Here is a 16,296-nt window from a genome sequence, read left to right on the forward strand (position 1 = left end):
AGTGCAGGAGGGAGCCTGTGCAGGAGGGAGCCTGCGCAGGAGTGGCAGCAAGCTGCTAGCGGACGGCAACCCGCAGCTTGTTCCGCCAGGGGTCCTCAAACCGAAGCTCAGCTCCTGTGTGATGATTCTGCACTCCTGCGACCTTCAAGCGATCGGCCAGCGCTGCGACGTCGTCACTGCCGGGGACTTCGATCAGAACCTCCCCGAGGCCGAGCGTGTCCTTTCGGGGGCCTGCTCCGCGACTGTTCCAGACGTTCATGGCCATGTGATGGTGGTAGCCGCCGGCGGAAACGAATAGTGCCTGGCCATGCCAGCCTGCGGTTCGCTCGAAGCCGAGAGTCTCCACGTAGAACTTTTGCGCAGTTTCGACGTCACCCACTTGCAGGTGCACGTGTCCGATCCCGGCAGCGGCCTCGCGTTGACCTGTCACCGCAGCTTCACTCAGGTGCTGCTGAAGGAAGCGCTGCGGTGGCAAAGCCACATTGTCCATCACAACATTCTTGCCGTCCCACTGCCAGAGCTCACGCGGCTTGTCGTAGTACAGCTCAATTCCGTTGCCTTCGGGATCAGTGAAGTAGAACGCTTCGCTCACCAGGTGGTCGGCGCTGCCCGCGAAAGCACGAGGCTCGTACTCCGCGGCCGTAGCAATAGTCGCGGCCAGCGACGGCTGATCTTGGAACAGGATTGCCGTGTGGAACAGACCAGCCTCTCCCCGCCCGGGAATCTGCAACCCAGCAGCGGGGGCAAGGTGGACGACGGGCTTTCCCACGCGCCCCAGGTACAGCCCACCATCCTGCTCGGCCACAACTTCCAGGCCGAGTGCCCGCTGATAGTAGTCGCTCATGACTTTCATATCGCCCACCTTGAGCATGACAGTGCCCATGGTGAGTTCGGCAGGCAGAAGATCCTGGCTGAATGATGAGGTCATGTGAAGCTCCCGGGTTCTGAGGCGGCCGCGCATCGGCACCTTCTTACCTATCTAAATTACTTGAAGCTTCAATTTATTCCTAACGGACGACATTGCCCCTGAGCACGACATGCTTGAGCGCCGCGACGGTACCCGGATGACGACGCGGATCGTCACTGCACAGCACGACGTCGGCACTTGCGCCTTCGCCGATGGCCTCGACTCCCAGCCACTCACGGGCGCCCCAGGTGGCGGCGTGCAGCACCGCCGCCGGCGGAAGGCCGGCGTCGTGCAGTTCCATCATTTCGTCCGCAATCCTGCCGTGTTTGATCACGCTGCCGGCGTCAGTACCTGCATAAATTGAAACCCCTGATTCGAAGGCCTCCAGCACCCGCTCGCGACGACGCTCCCAGAGACGAATCATGTGGGCCGCGTAGTCAGGAAACTTCGGCCCTGCCTGGGCAGCGATATCCGGGAAGGTAGCGATGTTGACCAAGGTGGGGACGATAGGCACTGACTGTTCCACCAAGCGCGGCAGATGCCGCGGAAGGAGACCAGTGGCGTGCTCTATGCAGTCGATATTGGCGTCGAGCATGTCATCTATGGTGGCCTCGCCGAAACAATGTGCGGTGACCCTTGCGCCCTCATCGTGCGCCGCCGAGATGGCTTCCTTGACGATCTTCGCAGGGAACGAGGCTGCGAGGTCTCCAACACCGCGATCGATCCAGTCGCCCACCAGTTTTACCCAGCCATCGCCGTCGTGGGCTTCCTTCCGGACCGTCTCCACTAGTTCTCCGGGCTCAATTTCATGGCCCAACCCGCGGAGATAACGTCGGCTCCGGGCGATATGCCGACCCGACCTGATCAGTCGGGGCAAGTCCGTTCGTTGCTGCACCCAGCGGGTGTCGCCGGGCGATCCGCAATCGCGGATCAGCAGCGTTCCAGCGTCGAGGTCTGCCTGGGCCTGGGCCTGCGTGACCTGTTCGTCCACAGCTCCTCCAGCGCCGAGCCCAATGTGGCAGTGGGCATCAACGAAACCCGGCAGAACCCAGCCATCCAACACCCTGTCCGGCGTCGCAAAGGGACGCTCGAACGTCAGCTTGCCGTCTACGGACCACAGCCCATGGCGTTCTTCGGCTGCCGATACGAGCACGGGTCCGCTGAATTCGATGATGTTGGCCATGGCAAAAGCGTAGCGGGGGGAGGTGCGATGGAGCCTGGTGCCTGCATGTGACTGGGAGCCCGTCGGGAGCTGTGGTAGCTTCGTCTACGACCACACGGGGGCCCCTGCAGGGGCTGAGATCGGACTGACGCAGTCTGCGACCGTTGAACCTGTCCGGGTAATGCCGGCGAAGGAAGTGAGTATTCCCTTGAGCACCACAGAAACACAGCACAGCCCTGCCCAAAACCAGACCAATACAGTCCAAAACCAGATCAATACGGCGGAAACCGTCACGCAATCCTTGAAGTCCCATTCGTTGGCTTGGCTGGAAGATCCAAACAACGGCATACGGGTCCCCGTCACGGAGATCGCGTTGGAGCCCTCCCCCAATGGGCAAGCCAACAAGCCTCTGCAGGTATACCGAACAGCGGGCCCCGGAAGCGATCCCGTGGTGGGCCTTGAGCCTTTCCGTGCACCATGGATCGAATCCCGCGGAGACACGGAGGAGTATTCGGGGCGGGAACGGAACCTGCTCGACGACGGCAAGTCCGCGGTTCGGCGTGGAGCCGCGTCAGCGGAGTGGAAGGGTGCGCAACCGGTGCCGCGCCGCGCCGTCGCGGGTAAGACCGTCACGCAAATGCACTACGCGAAACAAGGCGTCGTGACTCCGGAGATGCAGTTCGTTGCGTTGCGGGAGAACTGTGACGTTGAGCTGGTCCGCAGCGAAGTTGCCGCGGGAAGGGCAATCATTCCGAACAACATCAACCACCCTGAATCAGAACCGATGATCATTGGCAAGGCATTCTTGGTCAAGATCAACGCCAACATCGGCAACTCGGCAGTCACCAGCTCCATTGCAGAGGAAGTGGACAAACTGCAGTGGGCAGCCCAGTGGGGTGCTGACACCGTGATGGACCTCTCCACGGGAGATGACATCCACACCACGCGGGAGTGGATCATCCGAAACTCGCCCGTTCCGATCGGAACAGTCCCCATCTACCAGGCGCTGGAGAAGGTGAACGGCGAGGCGAATCAGCTCACGTGGGAGATCTTCCGCGATACCGTGATCGAACAATGCGAGCAGGGCGTGGACTACATGACCATCCACGCGGGAGTTCTGCTGAGGTACGTGCCCTTGACCGCCAACCGCGTCACGGGCATCGTCTCCCGCGGGGGTTCAATTATGGCCGGATGGTGCCTGGCGCATCACCAGGAGAACTTCCTCTACACGCACTTTGACGAGTTGTGCGAAATCTTCGCCAAATACGATGTCGCGTTCTCCCTGGGTGACGGGCTTCGTCCCGGTTCCATCGCCGACGCGAACGACGCCGCGCAGTTCGCGGAGCTGGATACGCTCGCTGAGCTGACGCAACGGGCGTGGGAATTCGATGTCCAAGTCATGGTGGAGGGCCCCGGGCATATTCCTTTCCATCTGGTGCGCGAAAATGTGGAGCGCCAGCAGGAACTGTGCAAGGGTGCGCCGTTCTACACGCTGGGTCCCCTGGTTACTGATATCGCACCTGGCTATGACCACATCACCTCAGCTATCGGCGCCACGGAAATCGCCCGCTACGGCACCGCGATGCTTTGCTACGTGACCCCGAAGGAACATCTGGGGCTTCCCAACAAGGACGACGTCAAGACGGGTGTGATCACGTATAAGATCGCGGCTCACGCAGCTGACCTCGCCAAGGGACATCCGGGGGCCCATGAGCGTGATGATGCGCTTTCCAAGGCACGGTTCGAGTTCCGCTGGAGGGACCAGTTCGCTTTGTCCCTCGACCCGGTCACGGCAGAATCCTTCCACGACGAGACCTTGCCCGCTGAACCAGCGAAGACCGCGCATTTCTGCTCCATGTGCGGCCCCAAGTTCTGTTCGATGCGCATCAGCCAGGACATCCGTGACGAGTATGGTTCGGCAGAGTCACAGGCCGCAATCGCAGGGATGTACAGCGGGATGCGGGAAAAGAGCGAGGAGTTCCTGGCCTCAGGTGGAAAGGTCTACCTGCCGGAACTTCAGGTACCGGCGAACCAGGGTGGGAGCGAAAGCAGCTCAGGAAGCCTGAGCTGACATTGCCCGTCCAACATCTGCGATGAACGAGCGGATTACCTGAGCGCCATCAACGGAATCCTGGGGCCGGTGTCCACCCGCTGCCACACGGCGGAGGGCACCGGTCTCCTGGAGATAGCCGGCGATCTCCTCATACAAGGGCTCCCAACCGCCAGTGAGAACCAGTGTGGGGACGCCCGGAACAATGTGAAGCGGGGCTTCCCACGGTGGTGCTTGGAGCCGGAGCCTGCGGGCTGACCGCCGCGCCTCCGGAGTGTCCAGTCCGCCGGTCTCGGCAGAGAAAGCGCGCCGGTAATACTCACGTTGGTAATCGGCGTCGTTAAGCTGGCTCCGCACATCGAACAGCGGTTCCATCAGGGCCCGATAGGAAGCAGTCGCCGGAAGCTCAGCGGTCAGGGACAAGCAGGAAGGCTCCACCAAACAAAGTGAGTGCACAAGGTCCGGGCGCTCGACTGCCGCCAGCATGGCCGAAATGGCGCCTTGTTCGTGGGCAACGATATGGCCGCCACCGGAATCAGCCAAGGCGTTGATCACTATTGCGACGTCGGCCGCCACGTTGGACTCTACCGGTTCGGCCACGGAGTCAAAGCCGTGCCGCCGTAGGAAGAGTGCATCATAAGCAAGGGCCATGCCATGTTGCTTCGGCCATGCCGCAGCACCGAAACTTCCCAGGCCGTGGACGAAGGCTACGCGCTGCTTATGCATTGATTCAGCCTATTCCACGGCTCCGACATCCCAACTGCGGCGCGGTTGGGATGTCAGCCACGGTTTACTTTCCCAGGAACTTGTCGAAGCCCTTGGGGAGGTTGAGCGATGAGGGATCGAAGTCTGCCGCGCCTTGGCCGAAAGCTGCGCCCGTGGGGGCTGCCGAGGCTGCGTTTGCCCGTTTGGCTTCTGCATCCCGCAGCTCCTGGGCTGCCTTGGCAGGGTTGCCCGAGCGCGCCTTCTTCTTCGGGGCGTTTTTGCCTCCCTTGCGTCCTCCGCCGGGGCCTCCAAGGCCAGGCATCCCGGGCATACCCGGCATGCCACCACCCTGCGCGAGCTTCTTCATCATCTTTTGGGCCTGGGCGAAGCGCTCCAGCAGGCCATTGACCTCAGACACGTGCACACCGGAACCCTTGGCGATACGGGCGCGACGGGAACCGTTGATGATCTTCGGAGCTACACGCTCGTGCGGAGTCATGGAGCGGACGATGGCCTCGACGCGGTCGATCTCTTTTTCGTCGAAGTTCTCCAATTGCTGCCGGATGTTTTGCGCGCCCGGCATCATCATGAGCATCTTCTTCATGGAGCCCATGTTGCGGATCTGCTGCATCTGGGCGAGGAAGTCATCCAGGGTGAAGTCTTCCTGGTCAGCGAACTTCTTCGCCATCCGGGCGGCTTCGTCTTTGTCCCACGCCTTCTCGGCCTGTTCGATCAGGGTGAGGACGTCACCCATGTCCAGGATGCGGGAGGCCATGCGGTCCGGGTGGAACAGTTCGAAATCGTCCAGGCCTTCACCGGTGGACGCGAACATGACCGGCTTACCGGTTACGGACGCTACCGAAAGCGCGGCACCACCGCGGGCGTCGCCGTCGAGCTTGGAGAGCACGATACCCGTGAAGTTGACGCCTTCATCGAAGGCCATCGCCGTGTTGACGGCATCCTGGCCAATCATTGAGTCGATGACGAAAAGAACTTCGTTGGGGATGATGGCCTGACGGATGCGGCGGGCTTGATCCATCATCTCGGCGTCAACGCCAAGACGGCCGGCGGTGTCAACGATCACGACGTCGTGCAGCTTCTGGCGCGCTTCCTCGACGCCGGCCTTGGCTACGGCCACCGGGTCACCGGCAGGGTGCTCGAGCTCGGACGTAGCACCGGGGTGCGGAGCGAACACCGGGACGCCCGCGCGCTGACCAACAACCTGAAGCTGGGTCACGGCGTTGGGTCGCTGAAGGTCACAGGCCACCAGCATGGGGCTGTGGCCCTGGGCCTTGAGCCACTTGGACAGTTTGCCGGCGAGGGTGGTCTTACCGGCACCTTGGAGACCGGCAAGCATGATGATGGTGGGGCCCGTCTTGGCCAGGCGGATGCGGCGGGTTTCGCCACCAAGGATCTCCTTGAGTTCCTCGTTGACGATCTTCACGATCTGCTGGCTCGGGTTCAATGCTCCTGAGACTTCGGCACCCAAGGCCCGTTCGCGAACGCGGCCTGTGAACTCGCGGACCACGGATACGGCAACGTCCGCATCCAGCAAGGCACGGCGAATCTCCCGAACCGTGGCATCGACATCAGCCTCGGTGAGGCGGCCCTTGCCACGAAGGTTCTTGAAGGTTGCTGTCAAGCGGTCAGAGAGTGAATTGAACACGCGCCGTGCACTTCTTTCGATGGTCTACGAATGGCGGCCAATGCGGCACGCCAGAGTCTTGACGATTGCCCCAACAAATATGTCTCAACCCAGCAAATCTGAATCGACAAGGGGACTCGACTATCTAGGGTACCAAGTCGCACCTGCAAGATGGCATGCTGGCACAGTGACCAGCAAAAGAACCGTAAAAACGTTGCTCATCCTCGGCGCGTCGGGGGACCTGACAGGGAGGCTGCTCCTGCCCGGGCTTGCCGGGCTCCTGGCCTCCGGCCGGGCACCCGGGCTTCGTTTGGTAGGGGCGGGTTCTGACCCGTGGTCCCCTGAACAGTGGCAGGAACGGGTCCAGGGCGCCTTTGCTGCCGCATCGGATGCAGCCGATGCGACAGGCCGCGCTGCTCTGGCTGCTGTAGCCGCGGCAACCGAATACCATCAGCTGGATGTCACGGCAGACGGGCCTTTGGCGGAGCTGCTGGCCCGGTTGGAAGGCCCGGTAGCCATCTACTTCGCCCTACCGCCCCACATCAGCCAGAAGGCCTGCGAGGTTCTTCACAAGGATCAGCTGCCCACGGGTACACGCTTGGTGATGGAGAAGCCATTCGGTTCGGGAACAGAATCTGCGTATGAGCTGAACAAGACACTCGCCGCGCTGGTGCCCGAGGACCACATCCACCGCGTAGACCATTTCCTTGGCAAAGCCACGGTGTTGAACATCCTGGGTCTTCGTTTCGCCAACACGTTCCTGGAACCGGTGTGGAACCGCGATCACATCGAGAAAGTGGAGGTCATCTTTGACGAGGACCTGGCACTTGAGGGCCGCGCCCGTTACTACGACACCGCCGGGGCGCTCCGCGACATGATCCAGAGCCACCTCCTTCACATCATGGCTTTCCTGGCCATCGACGCGCCAGCCACCATCGAGGAAAGGGACCTGCGTGACGCCGTGGGGACGGTCCTGCGAGCCAGCAGCATCAAAGCCCCGTACACCGATTCCACACGCCGTGCCCGATACACCACGGGAACCCTCGGAGAACGAACGGTTCCGGATTACGCTGCCGAGGAAGGCGTGGACCCGGCCCGCAATACTGAAACCCTTGCAGAGGTCCGGGTGGACATCGATAACTGGCGTTGGAAGGGTGTCCCGTTCATCCTTCGCTCCGGCAAGGCCATGGGACGCCGACGCAAGGAGGCCGTGATCACCTTCCGTCCGGTCCCCCACCTGCCGAAGGGATTTTCGGGCGTGGACTCCCCCAACCAGCTGCGGATCGGCTTCGGTCCGGACGTGCTCCGTCTCGACGTAGATGTGAACGGCCCCGGTGACATCTTCACGCTGGACCGCGCCAGCTTGGTTGCTCAACTCAACGCAGACGGAATGCTGCCGTATGGAGAAGTACTGGAAGGTATCCTCAACGGCGACCCCTTGTTGTCCGTTCGGGGCGATACAGCCGAAGACTGTTGGCGGATCATCGAGCCCGTTCTTCGCTCCTGGGAGGGCGGCGACGTCCCGCTCCAGGAGTACGACGCCGGCAGCGCGGGGCCGGCGGACTGGCCCACCGTCGTCGAGGACTAAAGAAGATATGAATTAAAGACACCGCCAACACCGCAAGCGGGCCGGGTACCTTGAACTGGTACCCGGCCCGCTGTGTCTTGGCTGAAGGACTTAGATTGCGGCTGCGCCGCGCTCCCCGGTCCTGACTCGGACTGCTTCGTAGACATCCACGGTCCACACCTTGCCGTCACCGGCGCGGCCTGTGTTTGAGCTGGCGATGAGGACATCCAGGATGTCGTCTGCCTGCTCATCCGTGGCGAGGACCTCGATGCGGATCTTGGGAAGGAGGTCCACGTTGTACTCGGCTCCGCGATACACCTCCGTGTAGCCGCGCTGACGGCCGTAGCCACTGGCCGCGCTGACCGTCAGGCCCTGGACCCCGTAGGACTCGAGGCCTTCCCGGACTGCTTCAAGCTTTTCGGGACGGACGATCGCTGTAATGAGCTTCATGCCTGGACACTCTCCTTGCCTTCTGCGGGGCTCTTGGCATCTTCGGTGCTGTCCTGCTTTCCAGTCATTGCGTTGTGCACCGGCTGGAAGCTTCCACCGTGGCCGTTGACGCCGAACTCATAAGCCGTCTCAGCGTGCAGGCTGAGGTCTACGCCCACGTTTTCCTGTTCCGTGGAGACCCGGAAGCCCATGGTCTTGTGGATGGCGAAGGCGATGATGGCTGTCATGATGGCCGAGAATGCGATAGCGATGCCGGCTGCTGCCAACTGGGCCCACATCTGGGCCATGCCGCCGCCGTAGAAGAGGCCACCACCAACGCCGTCGGTGGGAAGGGCGATGAAGCCCAGTGCCACGGTGCCGATGATGCCGGAGACAAGGTGGACGCCTACAACGTCAAGGGAGTCATCGAAGCCCCAGCGGAACTTCAGGCCTACGGCCAGGGCCGACGCCACACCGGCAACCACACCGAGTCCAAGGGCGCCTACCGGGCTGACGTTGGCACATGCAGGGGTGATGGCCACAAGGCCGGCAACCACACCGGATGCTGCGCCCAGCGACGTCGGGTGTCCATCACGGATGCGTTCGGTGATGAGCCAGCCGATCATGGCTGCTGCCGGAGCTGCGAGGGTGTTGATCCAGATCAGGCCACCCTGCTCTGCGGTAGTTGCTGCGCCGCCGTTGAAACCGAACCAGCCAAACCACAGGATGGCTGCACCGAGCATGACGAACGGGATGTTGTGAGGGCGGTGGTTCGGGTCTTTGCCGAAGCCGCGACGGTTGCCAATGATCAGCACCAGGACCAGCGCTGCAACACCGGCGTTGATGTGCACCACGGTGCCGCCGGCGAAGTCGATGGCGGGGCCAAGGGCCTGGCCGATTGCGCCCTCAGGGCCGAAGAGTCCCCCGCCCCAGACCATGTAGGCAAGGGGGCAGTAGACCAGGGTGACCCAGACCGGAACAAAGATGCTCCACGCGCCAAACTTGGCACGGTCCGCGATGGCGCCACTGATAAGGGCAACAGTGATGATGGCGAAGGTGGCTGCGTAGCCCACCTTGATCAGACCATCCGGGGTATCGATACCCTCAAGGCCGAAGGTGGCAAACGGACTGCCGACGATCTGCATGAAACCTTCGCCGGAGCTCATCGAAGCGCCCCACAGCACCCAGACGACGCCCACGATGCCGATGGAGATGAAGCTCATCATCATCATGTTCAGGGCTGCTTTGGCGCGTGTCATGCCGCCGTAGAAAAATGCCAGACCAGGTGTCATGAACAGCACAAGCGCCGCCGCCACCATGACCCATACGTGACCTGCGGTAAGTTCCATGGTGCACGTTCCTCTCTTGCTAGATCTGCGGTTCACCCGCTGTCCTGACGCCGTTTGCGTCCTGCTTAAGAGTTTTGTGCCGCCGTGTTTCACCTGCGCAGGTTTTACATTGCGGGCTCGTTACAACAACCTCCCCAACGTAAATGGTGCATATCCCCGGTGTTACGGATATGTTTCAGGCGTCGGACTTCACTGGAATTACCCGGTTTTAGGCCACAGGCACCTCAATATCCCCGGAACTACCACCACAAACCCACATGAAGGACCCGCATAGTATGACCGAGTCGCCCAGATCCGTGAGAGCCCCAAGGATCAGGCCGGATAAGGCTCCCCTTCCGCGCGACATCAAGGTGATGTTGGCTGCCGCGTTCCTGATCGCCTTGGGCTTTGGCTTGGTGGCGCCGGTTCTGCCGCAGTTCGCTACGACGTTCGATGTTGGCGCCACGGCCGCCGCGGTGATTGTCAGCATCTTCGCCTTCATGCGGTTGGTCTTCGCCCCTGCCGGCGGCGCTTTGATTGGACGGTTCGGTGAGCGGAACGTCTACGTCACCGGTTTGTTGATCGTGGCCGTCTCCACCGCGGCGTGCGCCTTCGCACAGGACTATTGGCAACTACTGATTTTCCGGGGCCTCGGCGGGGCCGGCTCGGTGATGTTTACTGTTGCCGCCATGGGACTGCTCATCCGTCTCGCACCGCCCGAGCGTCGGGGCCGCGTATCCGGGGCCTACGCCTCCGCATTCCTGATCGGAAGCGTCCTGGGTCCAGTAGTCGGCGGTTTACTGGCGGGCTTCGGACTTCGGGTACCGTTCCTTGCCTACGCAGGAGCATTGTTGGTGGCCGCCCTTGTGGTGCGCACCATGCTCAGCGGGGAAGGCAACGCCGCGGCGGACGCTACACCTGCCCCGGCCATGACTCTGAAGGAAGCCTTGGCGGACTCCGCTTACCGTGCCGCCATCTTTTCGAGTTTCGGCAACGGCTGGGTGACGTTCGGCGTCCGAATGGCCACCATCCCGCTATTCGCCGTTGCCGTCCTGCAGTCAGCGCCCGAGACCGCTGCTTGGGCGCTGGCCATCTTTGCTGTGGGCAACGCCTTGGCGCTGACCTTCAGCGGGCGGCTCGCCGACGCTTGGGGGCGTAAGCCCCTGCTCATCCCCGGCTTGCTCATCACGGGCGCGGCCACCGCGGTCATCGGACTCACCACCGACCTGACCGCATTCCTCATCGCATCCGCGGTGGCGGGTTTCGGCTCAGGCTTGCTGGGCCCGGCACAACAAGCCGCCGTCGCCGATGTCATCGGCCGCGAACGCTCGGGAGGGAAAGTACTTGCCATCTTCCAGATGGCGGCCGACACGGGCGCGATTGTCGGTCCGATTGTTGCCGGCTTGCTCGCTGACCGCCTCGGCTACGGGTGGGCGTTCGGCATCACCGGAGGGGTGCTCCTCCTCACCGCAGTGGCATGGCTGCCGGCACGCGAGCCCTCGAAGCACTCCCCCCTCCGGTGACAACGCTAGTTGAGCAGTGCGTCCACAAAGCTTTCGGCATCAAATGGTGCGAGGTCGTCCGGGCCTTCGCCCAGGCCAATGAGCTTCACCGGAACGCCGAGTGACTTTTGAATCGCTACGACGATGCCACCCTTGGCGGTTCCATCCAGCTTGGTCAGCACGATGCCCGTGATGTTCACCACCTCAGCGAAGACGCGGGCCTGGTTGAGGCCGTTCTGTCCGGTGGTGGCGTCCAGGACCAGCAGGACTTCATCAACTTCGGCCAGCTTCTCGATAACGCGCTTGACCTTGCCTAGCTCATCCATGAGGCCGGTCTTGTTCTGCAGGCGTCCTGCGGTGTCGACCATGACCACATCGACTTCCTGATCGATGCCGGCTTTAACGGCTTCGTAGGCCACGGAGGCGGGATCGGCGCCGTCGATGTCGGACTTGACGGTGGGCACACCCACGCGCTGTCCCCACGTGGCCAGCTGCTCCGCAGCAGCTGCGCGGAAAGTATCAGCGGCACCCAACAGGACGTCCTTGTCTTCAGCCACCAACACACGTGCCAGCTTGCCCACTGTGGTGGTCTTGCCAACACCGTTCACGCCCACAACAAGCACGACGGCGGGACGGTCAGCCTTGCGCTCGACGTTCAAGGAGCGGTCCATGGAGGGATCAACCAGCTTGATGAGCTCCTCACGGAGCATCGCCTTGACGTCCTCGGGGCTGCGGGTGCCCAGCACCTTGACGCGCTCACGCAGGGCATCGACCAGCTGCATGGTGGGCTCAGTGCCAAGATCGGCCAGCAGGAGGGTTTCCTCCACCTCATCCCAGACGTTTTCATCGATCTTGTCGCCCGACAGCAGGGCCAGGAGGCCCTTGCCCAGGATGTTGTTGGACTTGATCAAGCGGGCGCGGAGGCGGGTGAGCCTACCCTCCACCGGCGCCGGAGTATCAATGGCGATGGTTTCGAGCCCGGCGGCATCATCCGGGACATCCGTATCCTCCACTGTCCCGTCGAAGGTTGGGGCCGGGGCCTGCACCGCATCCGGGCGGTCCTCCACAAGGGTTCCGCCGCCTGCTGCCGATGACTGAAGGGGGTCGTTCGCGTCGCGTGTTCCGGGGTACTTGGCGCCGGCCTTCCGGGCTTTCATCAGTACCGGCACGAGTCCGCCGACCACTACGAGCGCAGCGAGAATGGACAGAATTATGGGTAGGAAATCGTTCACTCCCCTACCTTCTCATAAAGCTACGCCCCGGCACCGAGCCTCTGGCTGATGACCGTGGAGACGCCGTCGCCCCTCATAGTGACTCCGTAAAGTGCGTCCGCCACTTCCATGGTGCGCTTCTGGTGGGTGATCACGATCAACTGGCTGGACTCGCGCAGTTCCTCGAAAATGGTGATGAGCCTGCCCAAGTTGGTATCGTCCAGCGCCGCCTCCACTTCGTCCATGACATAGAACGGTGAGGGACGGGCTTTGAAGATGGCCACCAGCAGTGCCACTGCCGTCAGTGAACGCTCCCCGCCGGAGAGCAGCGAAAGCCTCTTGATTTTCTTGCCCGCAGGCCGGGCCTCTACTTCGATTCCGGTGGTGAGCATGTCGTCAGGATCCGTGAGCACCAGCCTGCCCTCACCACCGGGAAAGAGGCGGGCAAAGACGTGGTCGAATTGGGCCGAAGTATCAGCAAAAGCCTCGGTGAATACCTGCTGGACACGGTTGTCCACCTCTTTGATGATGTCCAGCAGGTCTTTACGGCTGGATTTGAGGTCCTCAAGTTGCGAGCTGAGAAACTGATGCCGTTCTTCCAGTGCGGCGAACTCTTCCAATGCGAGGGGGTTCACTTTGCCCAGCGCCGCGAGCTCCCGCTCGGCCTTCTTGAGCCTCTTTTCCTGCTCCGCACGGACGAACGGAATTCCCTCAATGATGGCCTCGCCATTCTCATCCACGGGCGCCCGCAGTTCAGCCCACTTATCGGTGGTGGTTCCAGGAGGCAAAGGAACCGGTTGATCGGGACCATAGTCTGCGATGAGTTGTTCAGCGGAGAGGCCCAGTTCTTCTACGGACCGCGTCTCCAGGGCCTCGATACGGAGCCGCTGCTGTGTCCGTGCCATCTCGTCCCGGTGGACGGAGTCGGTAAGTTGGGCAAGCTCCCGGGCCAAGGCATCGTTACTGGTGCGGACCTCGGTGAGTTCCTTCTCCAGCTGCTCCCGCTTTTGCTCGGCAAGGTCACGGTCATAGCTCGCCAAGTCCACCGAAATATCGATGAACCGGAGGGTCTGCTCCACTGCTGATGCGACTGCCGCGGCACGCTGAGCCTGGGCGCGTCGGCGTTGAGCCCGACGAGCGGCTTCTTCACGGGCGCGGCGTTCGGTCGCTGCTGCCCGCTCAAGCGATGCAGCCCTGTTGCTGATGGCCCCCAACTGTTCCTCGGACGTGCGGAGCGCGAGGCGGGCCTCCGTTTCCAGTGCCCGGGCGGTTCTGGCCCTGGCAGCGAGTTCATCCCGTTGGTCCGTGGACGGTTCCTCGTCCGGAGCCTCCTGGGCAGCGGCGAGGCGCTCCGCCGCAACTTCAAGGTCCATTTGAGCTTCGGCGATGTTCGCCTCAGCCTTGGCCATGGAAGCTGCGAGCCGTTCGCTTTCGCCAACAGCACTGCGAAGAACCGAATTAAGGTGACCCAATCGCTCTGCTACCGCCGCAAGCCGGGCATCCGATTCGTGCAGCCGCTCCAACGCGGCGTCGGCGCGGTCCTGCGCTTCAGCGCGGCGGGACTGAGCCCCGGCCAGGGCGAAGCGTCCACGTTCCAGACGGGCTGTGACCTCCTGAAGCCGGGCAACGGCGTCGTCAACTGCTGCCTGGACCTCAAGCAGTGACGGTGCGTTGGCCGATCCTCCTGTGATGGTGAGGGAGGTCAGGACGTCACCTTCACGGGTGACGGCCGTGAGGTGATGATGTTCCGCGATGAAGGCTGCCGCCGCCTCCAGATCATCGACGACGGCGGTCCGGGCCAGGAGCCCGAGCGCGCCTTGGGCAGCGGGATCAGCGATCTTGACAAGATCCGCTGCCCAGCGGCTGCCTAGGGGAAGAACGTGGTTCGCGCGGGCATCTTCACCTGCGGTGTCACCGCCGGCTAGAAGCAGTGCTGCCCGCCCGCCGTCGTCATCCTTCAACAATCGAATGGCTTCTACGGCACTATCCGTATTGGCAACCACCAAGGCATCGGAGGCACTGCCCAAGGCGGCAGCAATGGCGGCCTCGTACCCCGGCTCAATGGTGACCAGCGCGGCCAAAGGTCCAAGCACGCCGTCGGCTGTGAGCAGACTTCCGGACCCGTCCTTGCGGTTGAGTCCAAGCTGAAGGGCTTCGCGTCGTGCCGTCAGCGCGTCCCGCTCGCGGACAGCCTCCCGCTCAGAAGCTTTCAGTTCTTCGATCTCCTCGAGGACTGCATCGAGGACGTCGTTGGCATCCTCGTATTCAGCATCAAGGCTCTCTTCGCCATCTTCTACGCCGGCCACCTGCGATTCGAGGGCCGTGAACTCGCTTTGGGCTTTGCGGCGCCGTTCATCACCGGCGGCAAGGGATTCCCTGAGGCGGCCTCGTTCCGCCTCGGCAGCTTCAGCCCTGGACCTGGCCGCGGCCACCTGCCCTGCCAGTCTCGCCAGCCCCTCCCGACGGTCGGCGGCTGCCCTCAGCATTGCCGTTAAGCGTTTGTCCTCCGCAGCCGCGAGCGCTTCGACCGAGTCTTTCGCAACTGTGGCTTCCAAGAGCGCCGCTTGCTTTGCAAGGATGTCGTGCTCCAGAGCAGCTTGTTCCTCCCGGACCTTGGCCGCCTGGCGTTCGAGTTGCTCAGGGTCGCGTCCGGTGTCCGGGGACGTCTCGGACGAACCCAGGAGCCTTCTGCGCTCGGTGGCCAGAGACCCCAGTGAGCGGAGTCGTTCCCTGTTGGCTGAGAGCTGGTACCAATGGTCGCGCGCAGCGTTGAGTCGCGGTGTGGCTTCGGCGGCCTGCTGTTCCAAGGCCGCTTGGCGTCGCCTTCCCGCACCCAGCTCCGCCTCAACCACCTGGCGGCGCTCCTTGAGGGCGGCTTCGTCGGCAACGTCCTTTTCAAGCGTTGTGGTCAGTTGCACGAGGTCGTCCGCAAGAAGTCGGGCGCGGGCATCACGGACATCGAACTGGACTGTTTGGGCACGTCGGGCTATTTCTGCCTGCTTGCCCAACGGAGTTAATTGCCGCCGTATCTCCGCCGTAAGGTCACCGAGCCGTGCGAGGTTGGCCTGCATGGCTTCCAGTTTGCGGACAGTCTTTTCCTTGCGGCGGCGGTGCTTAAGGATTCCTGCGGCTTCTTCAATGAAGCCACGGCGGTCCTCCGGAGTGGCATGGAGTACGCGGTCCAGCTGGCCCTGTCCCACGATGACGTGCATTTCGCGGCCGAGGCCGGAATCGGAAAGGAGTTCCTGGATGTCCAGGAGCCTGCAGGGTGCGCCGTTGATGGCGTACTCGGACCCGCCCGTACGGAAGAGGGTCCGGGAGATAGTGACTTCGCTGTACTCGATGGGGAGCGCGTTGTCTGCATTGTCGATTGTCAGGGCTACATGGGCCCTGCCCAATGGTGGCCGGCCGGACGTACCCGCAAAGATGACATCTTCCATCTTGCCGCCGCGGAGGGTTTTGGCGCCCTGCTCTCCCATGACCCAGGCCAGGGCATCCACCACATTGGATTTGCCCGAGCCGTTGGGACCAACGACGGCAGTGACGCCCGGCTCAAAGTCGAAGGTCGTGGCAGACGCAAACGACTTGAATCCTCGGACAGTCAAACTTTTCAGGTGCAAGGCGCTTCGGTTCTCCTGGGTGGCCCGGGTGTCTGTATCCACTAAATCTACTGCGGTTTGTGCGAAATCCGCGGATCTGAAGGCGTAAGGCCTTGCGGGCGGCAAGCCACGCCCCTACACTCCTGCCAAGGGTTACTTGGCGGATTCGTTCCTGTGATCCGGCTTCGGCT

The 16,296-nt window shown here is 62.5% G+C and carries 11 protein-coding genes and 1 riboswitch; of the genes, 3 read left to right on the forward strand and 8 right to left on the reverse strand.

Going from position 1 to position 16,296, the window contains the following annotated elements:
- Positions 1–55 precede the first annotated feature (55 nt).
- Entirely contained in the window at positions 56–928 is an 873-nt protein-coding gene (locus tag RIF72_RS14640) for a VOC family protein (RefSeq protein WP_309075573.1), read from the reverse strand.
- A 79-nt stretch (positions 929–1,007) separates the two neighbouring features.
- Positions 1,008–2,090: an amidohydrolase family protein gene (locus tag RIF72_RS14645; protein ID WP_309075574.1), complete on the reverse strand. Its 1,083-nt coding sequence runs from the start codon at positions 2,088–2,090 to the stop codon at positions 1,008–1,010.
- Between the two features lie 84 nt (positions 2,091–2,174).
- Positions 2,175–2,282, forward strand: a riboswitch (TPP riboswitch).
- Between RIF72_RS14645 and thiC the strand changes: the two genes are divergently transcribed.
- On the forward strand, positions 2,278–4,140 hold the full coding sequence (gene thiC, locus RIF72_RS14650) for a phosphomethylpyrimidine synthase ThiC (RefSeq protein WP_309075575.1): 1,863 nt from the start codon (positions 2,278–2,280) through the stop codon (positions 4,138–4,140). Its footprint overlaps the riboswitch before it by 5 nt.
- On the opposite strand, the gene RIF72_RS14655 is transcribed toward thiC, so the two are convergent.
- Positions 4,123–4,845: an alpha/beta hydrolase gene (locus RIF72_RS14655; RefSeq protein WP_309075576.1), complete on the reverse strand. Its 723-nt coding sequence runs from the start codon at positions 4,843–4,845 to the stop codon at positions 4,123–4,125. The two genes, thiC and RIF72_RS14655, sit on opposite strands and share 18 nt — an antisense overlap.
- Positions 4,846–4,909: 64 nt before the next feature.
- A complete protein-coding gene (gene ffh, locus RIF72_RS14660) occupies positions 4,910–6,490 on the reverse strand; it encodes a signal recognition particle protein (protein WP_309075577.1) in 1,581 nt (526 codons plus the stop codon).
- A 166-nt stretch (positions 6,491–6,656) separates the two neighbouring features.
- Between ffh and RIF72_RS14665 the strand changes: the two genes are divergently transcribed.
- On the forward strand, positions 6,657–8,057 hold the full coding sequence (locus RIF72_RS14665) for a glucose-6-phosphate dehydrogenase (protein ID WP_309075578.1): 1,401 nt from the start codon (positions 6,657–6,659) through the stop codon (positions 8,055–8,057).
- Between the two features lie 90 nt (positions 8,058–8,147).
- On the opposite strand, the gene RIF72_RS14670 is transcribed toward RIF72_RS14665, so the two are convergent.
- Positions 8,148–8,486, reverse strand: coding sequence for a P-II family nitrogen regulator (locus tag RIF72_RS14670; protein ID WP_011775128.1), 339 nt, complete (start codon positions 8,484–8,486; stop codon positions 8,148–8,150).
- Entirely contained in the window at positions 8,483–9,814 is a 1,332-nt protein-coding gene (locus tag RIF72_RS14675) for an ammonium transporter (RefSeq protein WP_309075579.1), read from the reverse strand. Before RIF72_RS14675 ends, RIF72_RS14670 begins: the two co-directional genes overlap by 4 nt.
- A gap of 275 nt (positions 9,815–10,089) precedes the next feature.
- Here RIF72_RS14675 and RIF72_RS14680 point away from each other — a divergent pair, with 275 nt between their 5' ends.
- A complete protein-coding gene (locus RIF72_RS14680; protein ID WP_309075580.1) occupies positions 10,090–11,316 on the forward strand; it encodes an MFS transporter in 1,227 nt (408 codons plus the stop codon).
- A 5-nt stretch (positions 11,317–11,321) separates the two neighbouring features.
- Here RIF72_RS14680 and ftsY read toward each other — a convergent pair whose 3' ends face one another.
- Complete coding sequence (gene ftsY, locus RIF72_RS14685) at positions 11,322–12,527, reverse strand: signal recognition particle-docking protein FtsY (protein ID WP_309075581.1); 1,206 nt, start codon at positions 12,525–12,527, stop codon at positions 11,322–11,324.
- Positions 12,528–12,547: 20 nt separating this feature from the next.
- Positions 12,548–16,126, reverse strand: coding sequence for a chromosome segregation protein SMC (gene smc, locus RIF72_RS14690; protein WP_309075614.1), 3,579 nt, complete (start codon positions 16,124–16,126; stop codon positions 12,548–12,550).
- Positions 16,127–16,296: the final 170 nt, after the last annotated feature.

The organism is Paenarthrobacter sp. (genome assembly GCF_031180005.1).
Classification (GTDB): Bacteria; Actinomycetota; Actinomycetes; order Actinomycetales; family Micrococcaceae; genus Arthrobacter.

Coding starts and splice junctions, on each gene's coding strand:
- RIF72_RS14670 (WP_011775128.1), bottom strand. CDS start 8,486: ATGAAGCTCATTACAGCGATCGTCCGTCCCGAAAAGCTTGAAGCAGTC.
- RIF72_RS14655 (WP_309075576.1), bottom strand. CDS start 4,845: ATGCATAAGCAGCGCGTAGCCTTCGTCCACGGCCTGGGAAGTTTCGGT.
- RIF72_RS14645 (WP_309075574.1), bottom strand. CDS start 2,090: ATGGCCAACATCATCGAATTCAGCGGACCCGTGCTCGTATCGGCAGCC.
- RIF72_RS14675 (WP_309075579.1), bottom strand. CDS start 9,814: ATGGAACTTACCGCAGGTCACGTATGGGTCATGGTGGCGGCGGCGCTT.
- RIF72_RS14640 (WP_309075573.1), bottom strand. CDS start 928: ATGACCTCATCATTCAGCCAGGATCTTCTGCCTGCCGAACTCACCATG.
- RIF72_RS14680 (WP_309075580.1), top strand. CDS start 10,090: ATGACCGAGTCGCCCAGATCCGTGAGAGCCCCAAGGATCAGGCCGGAT.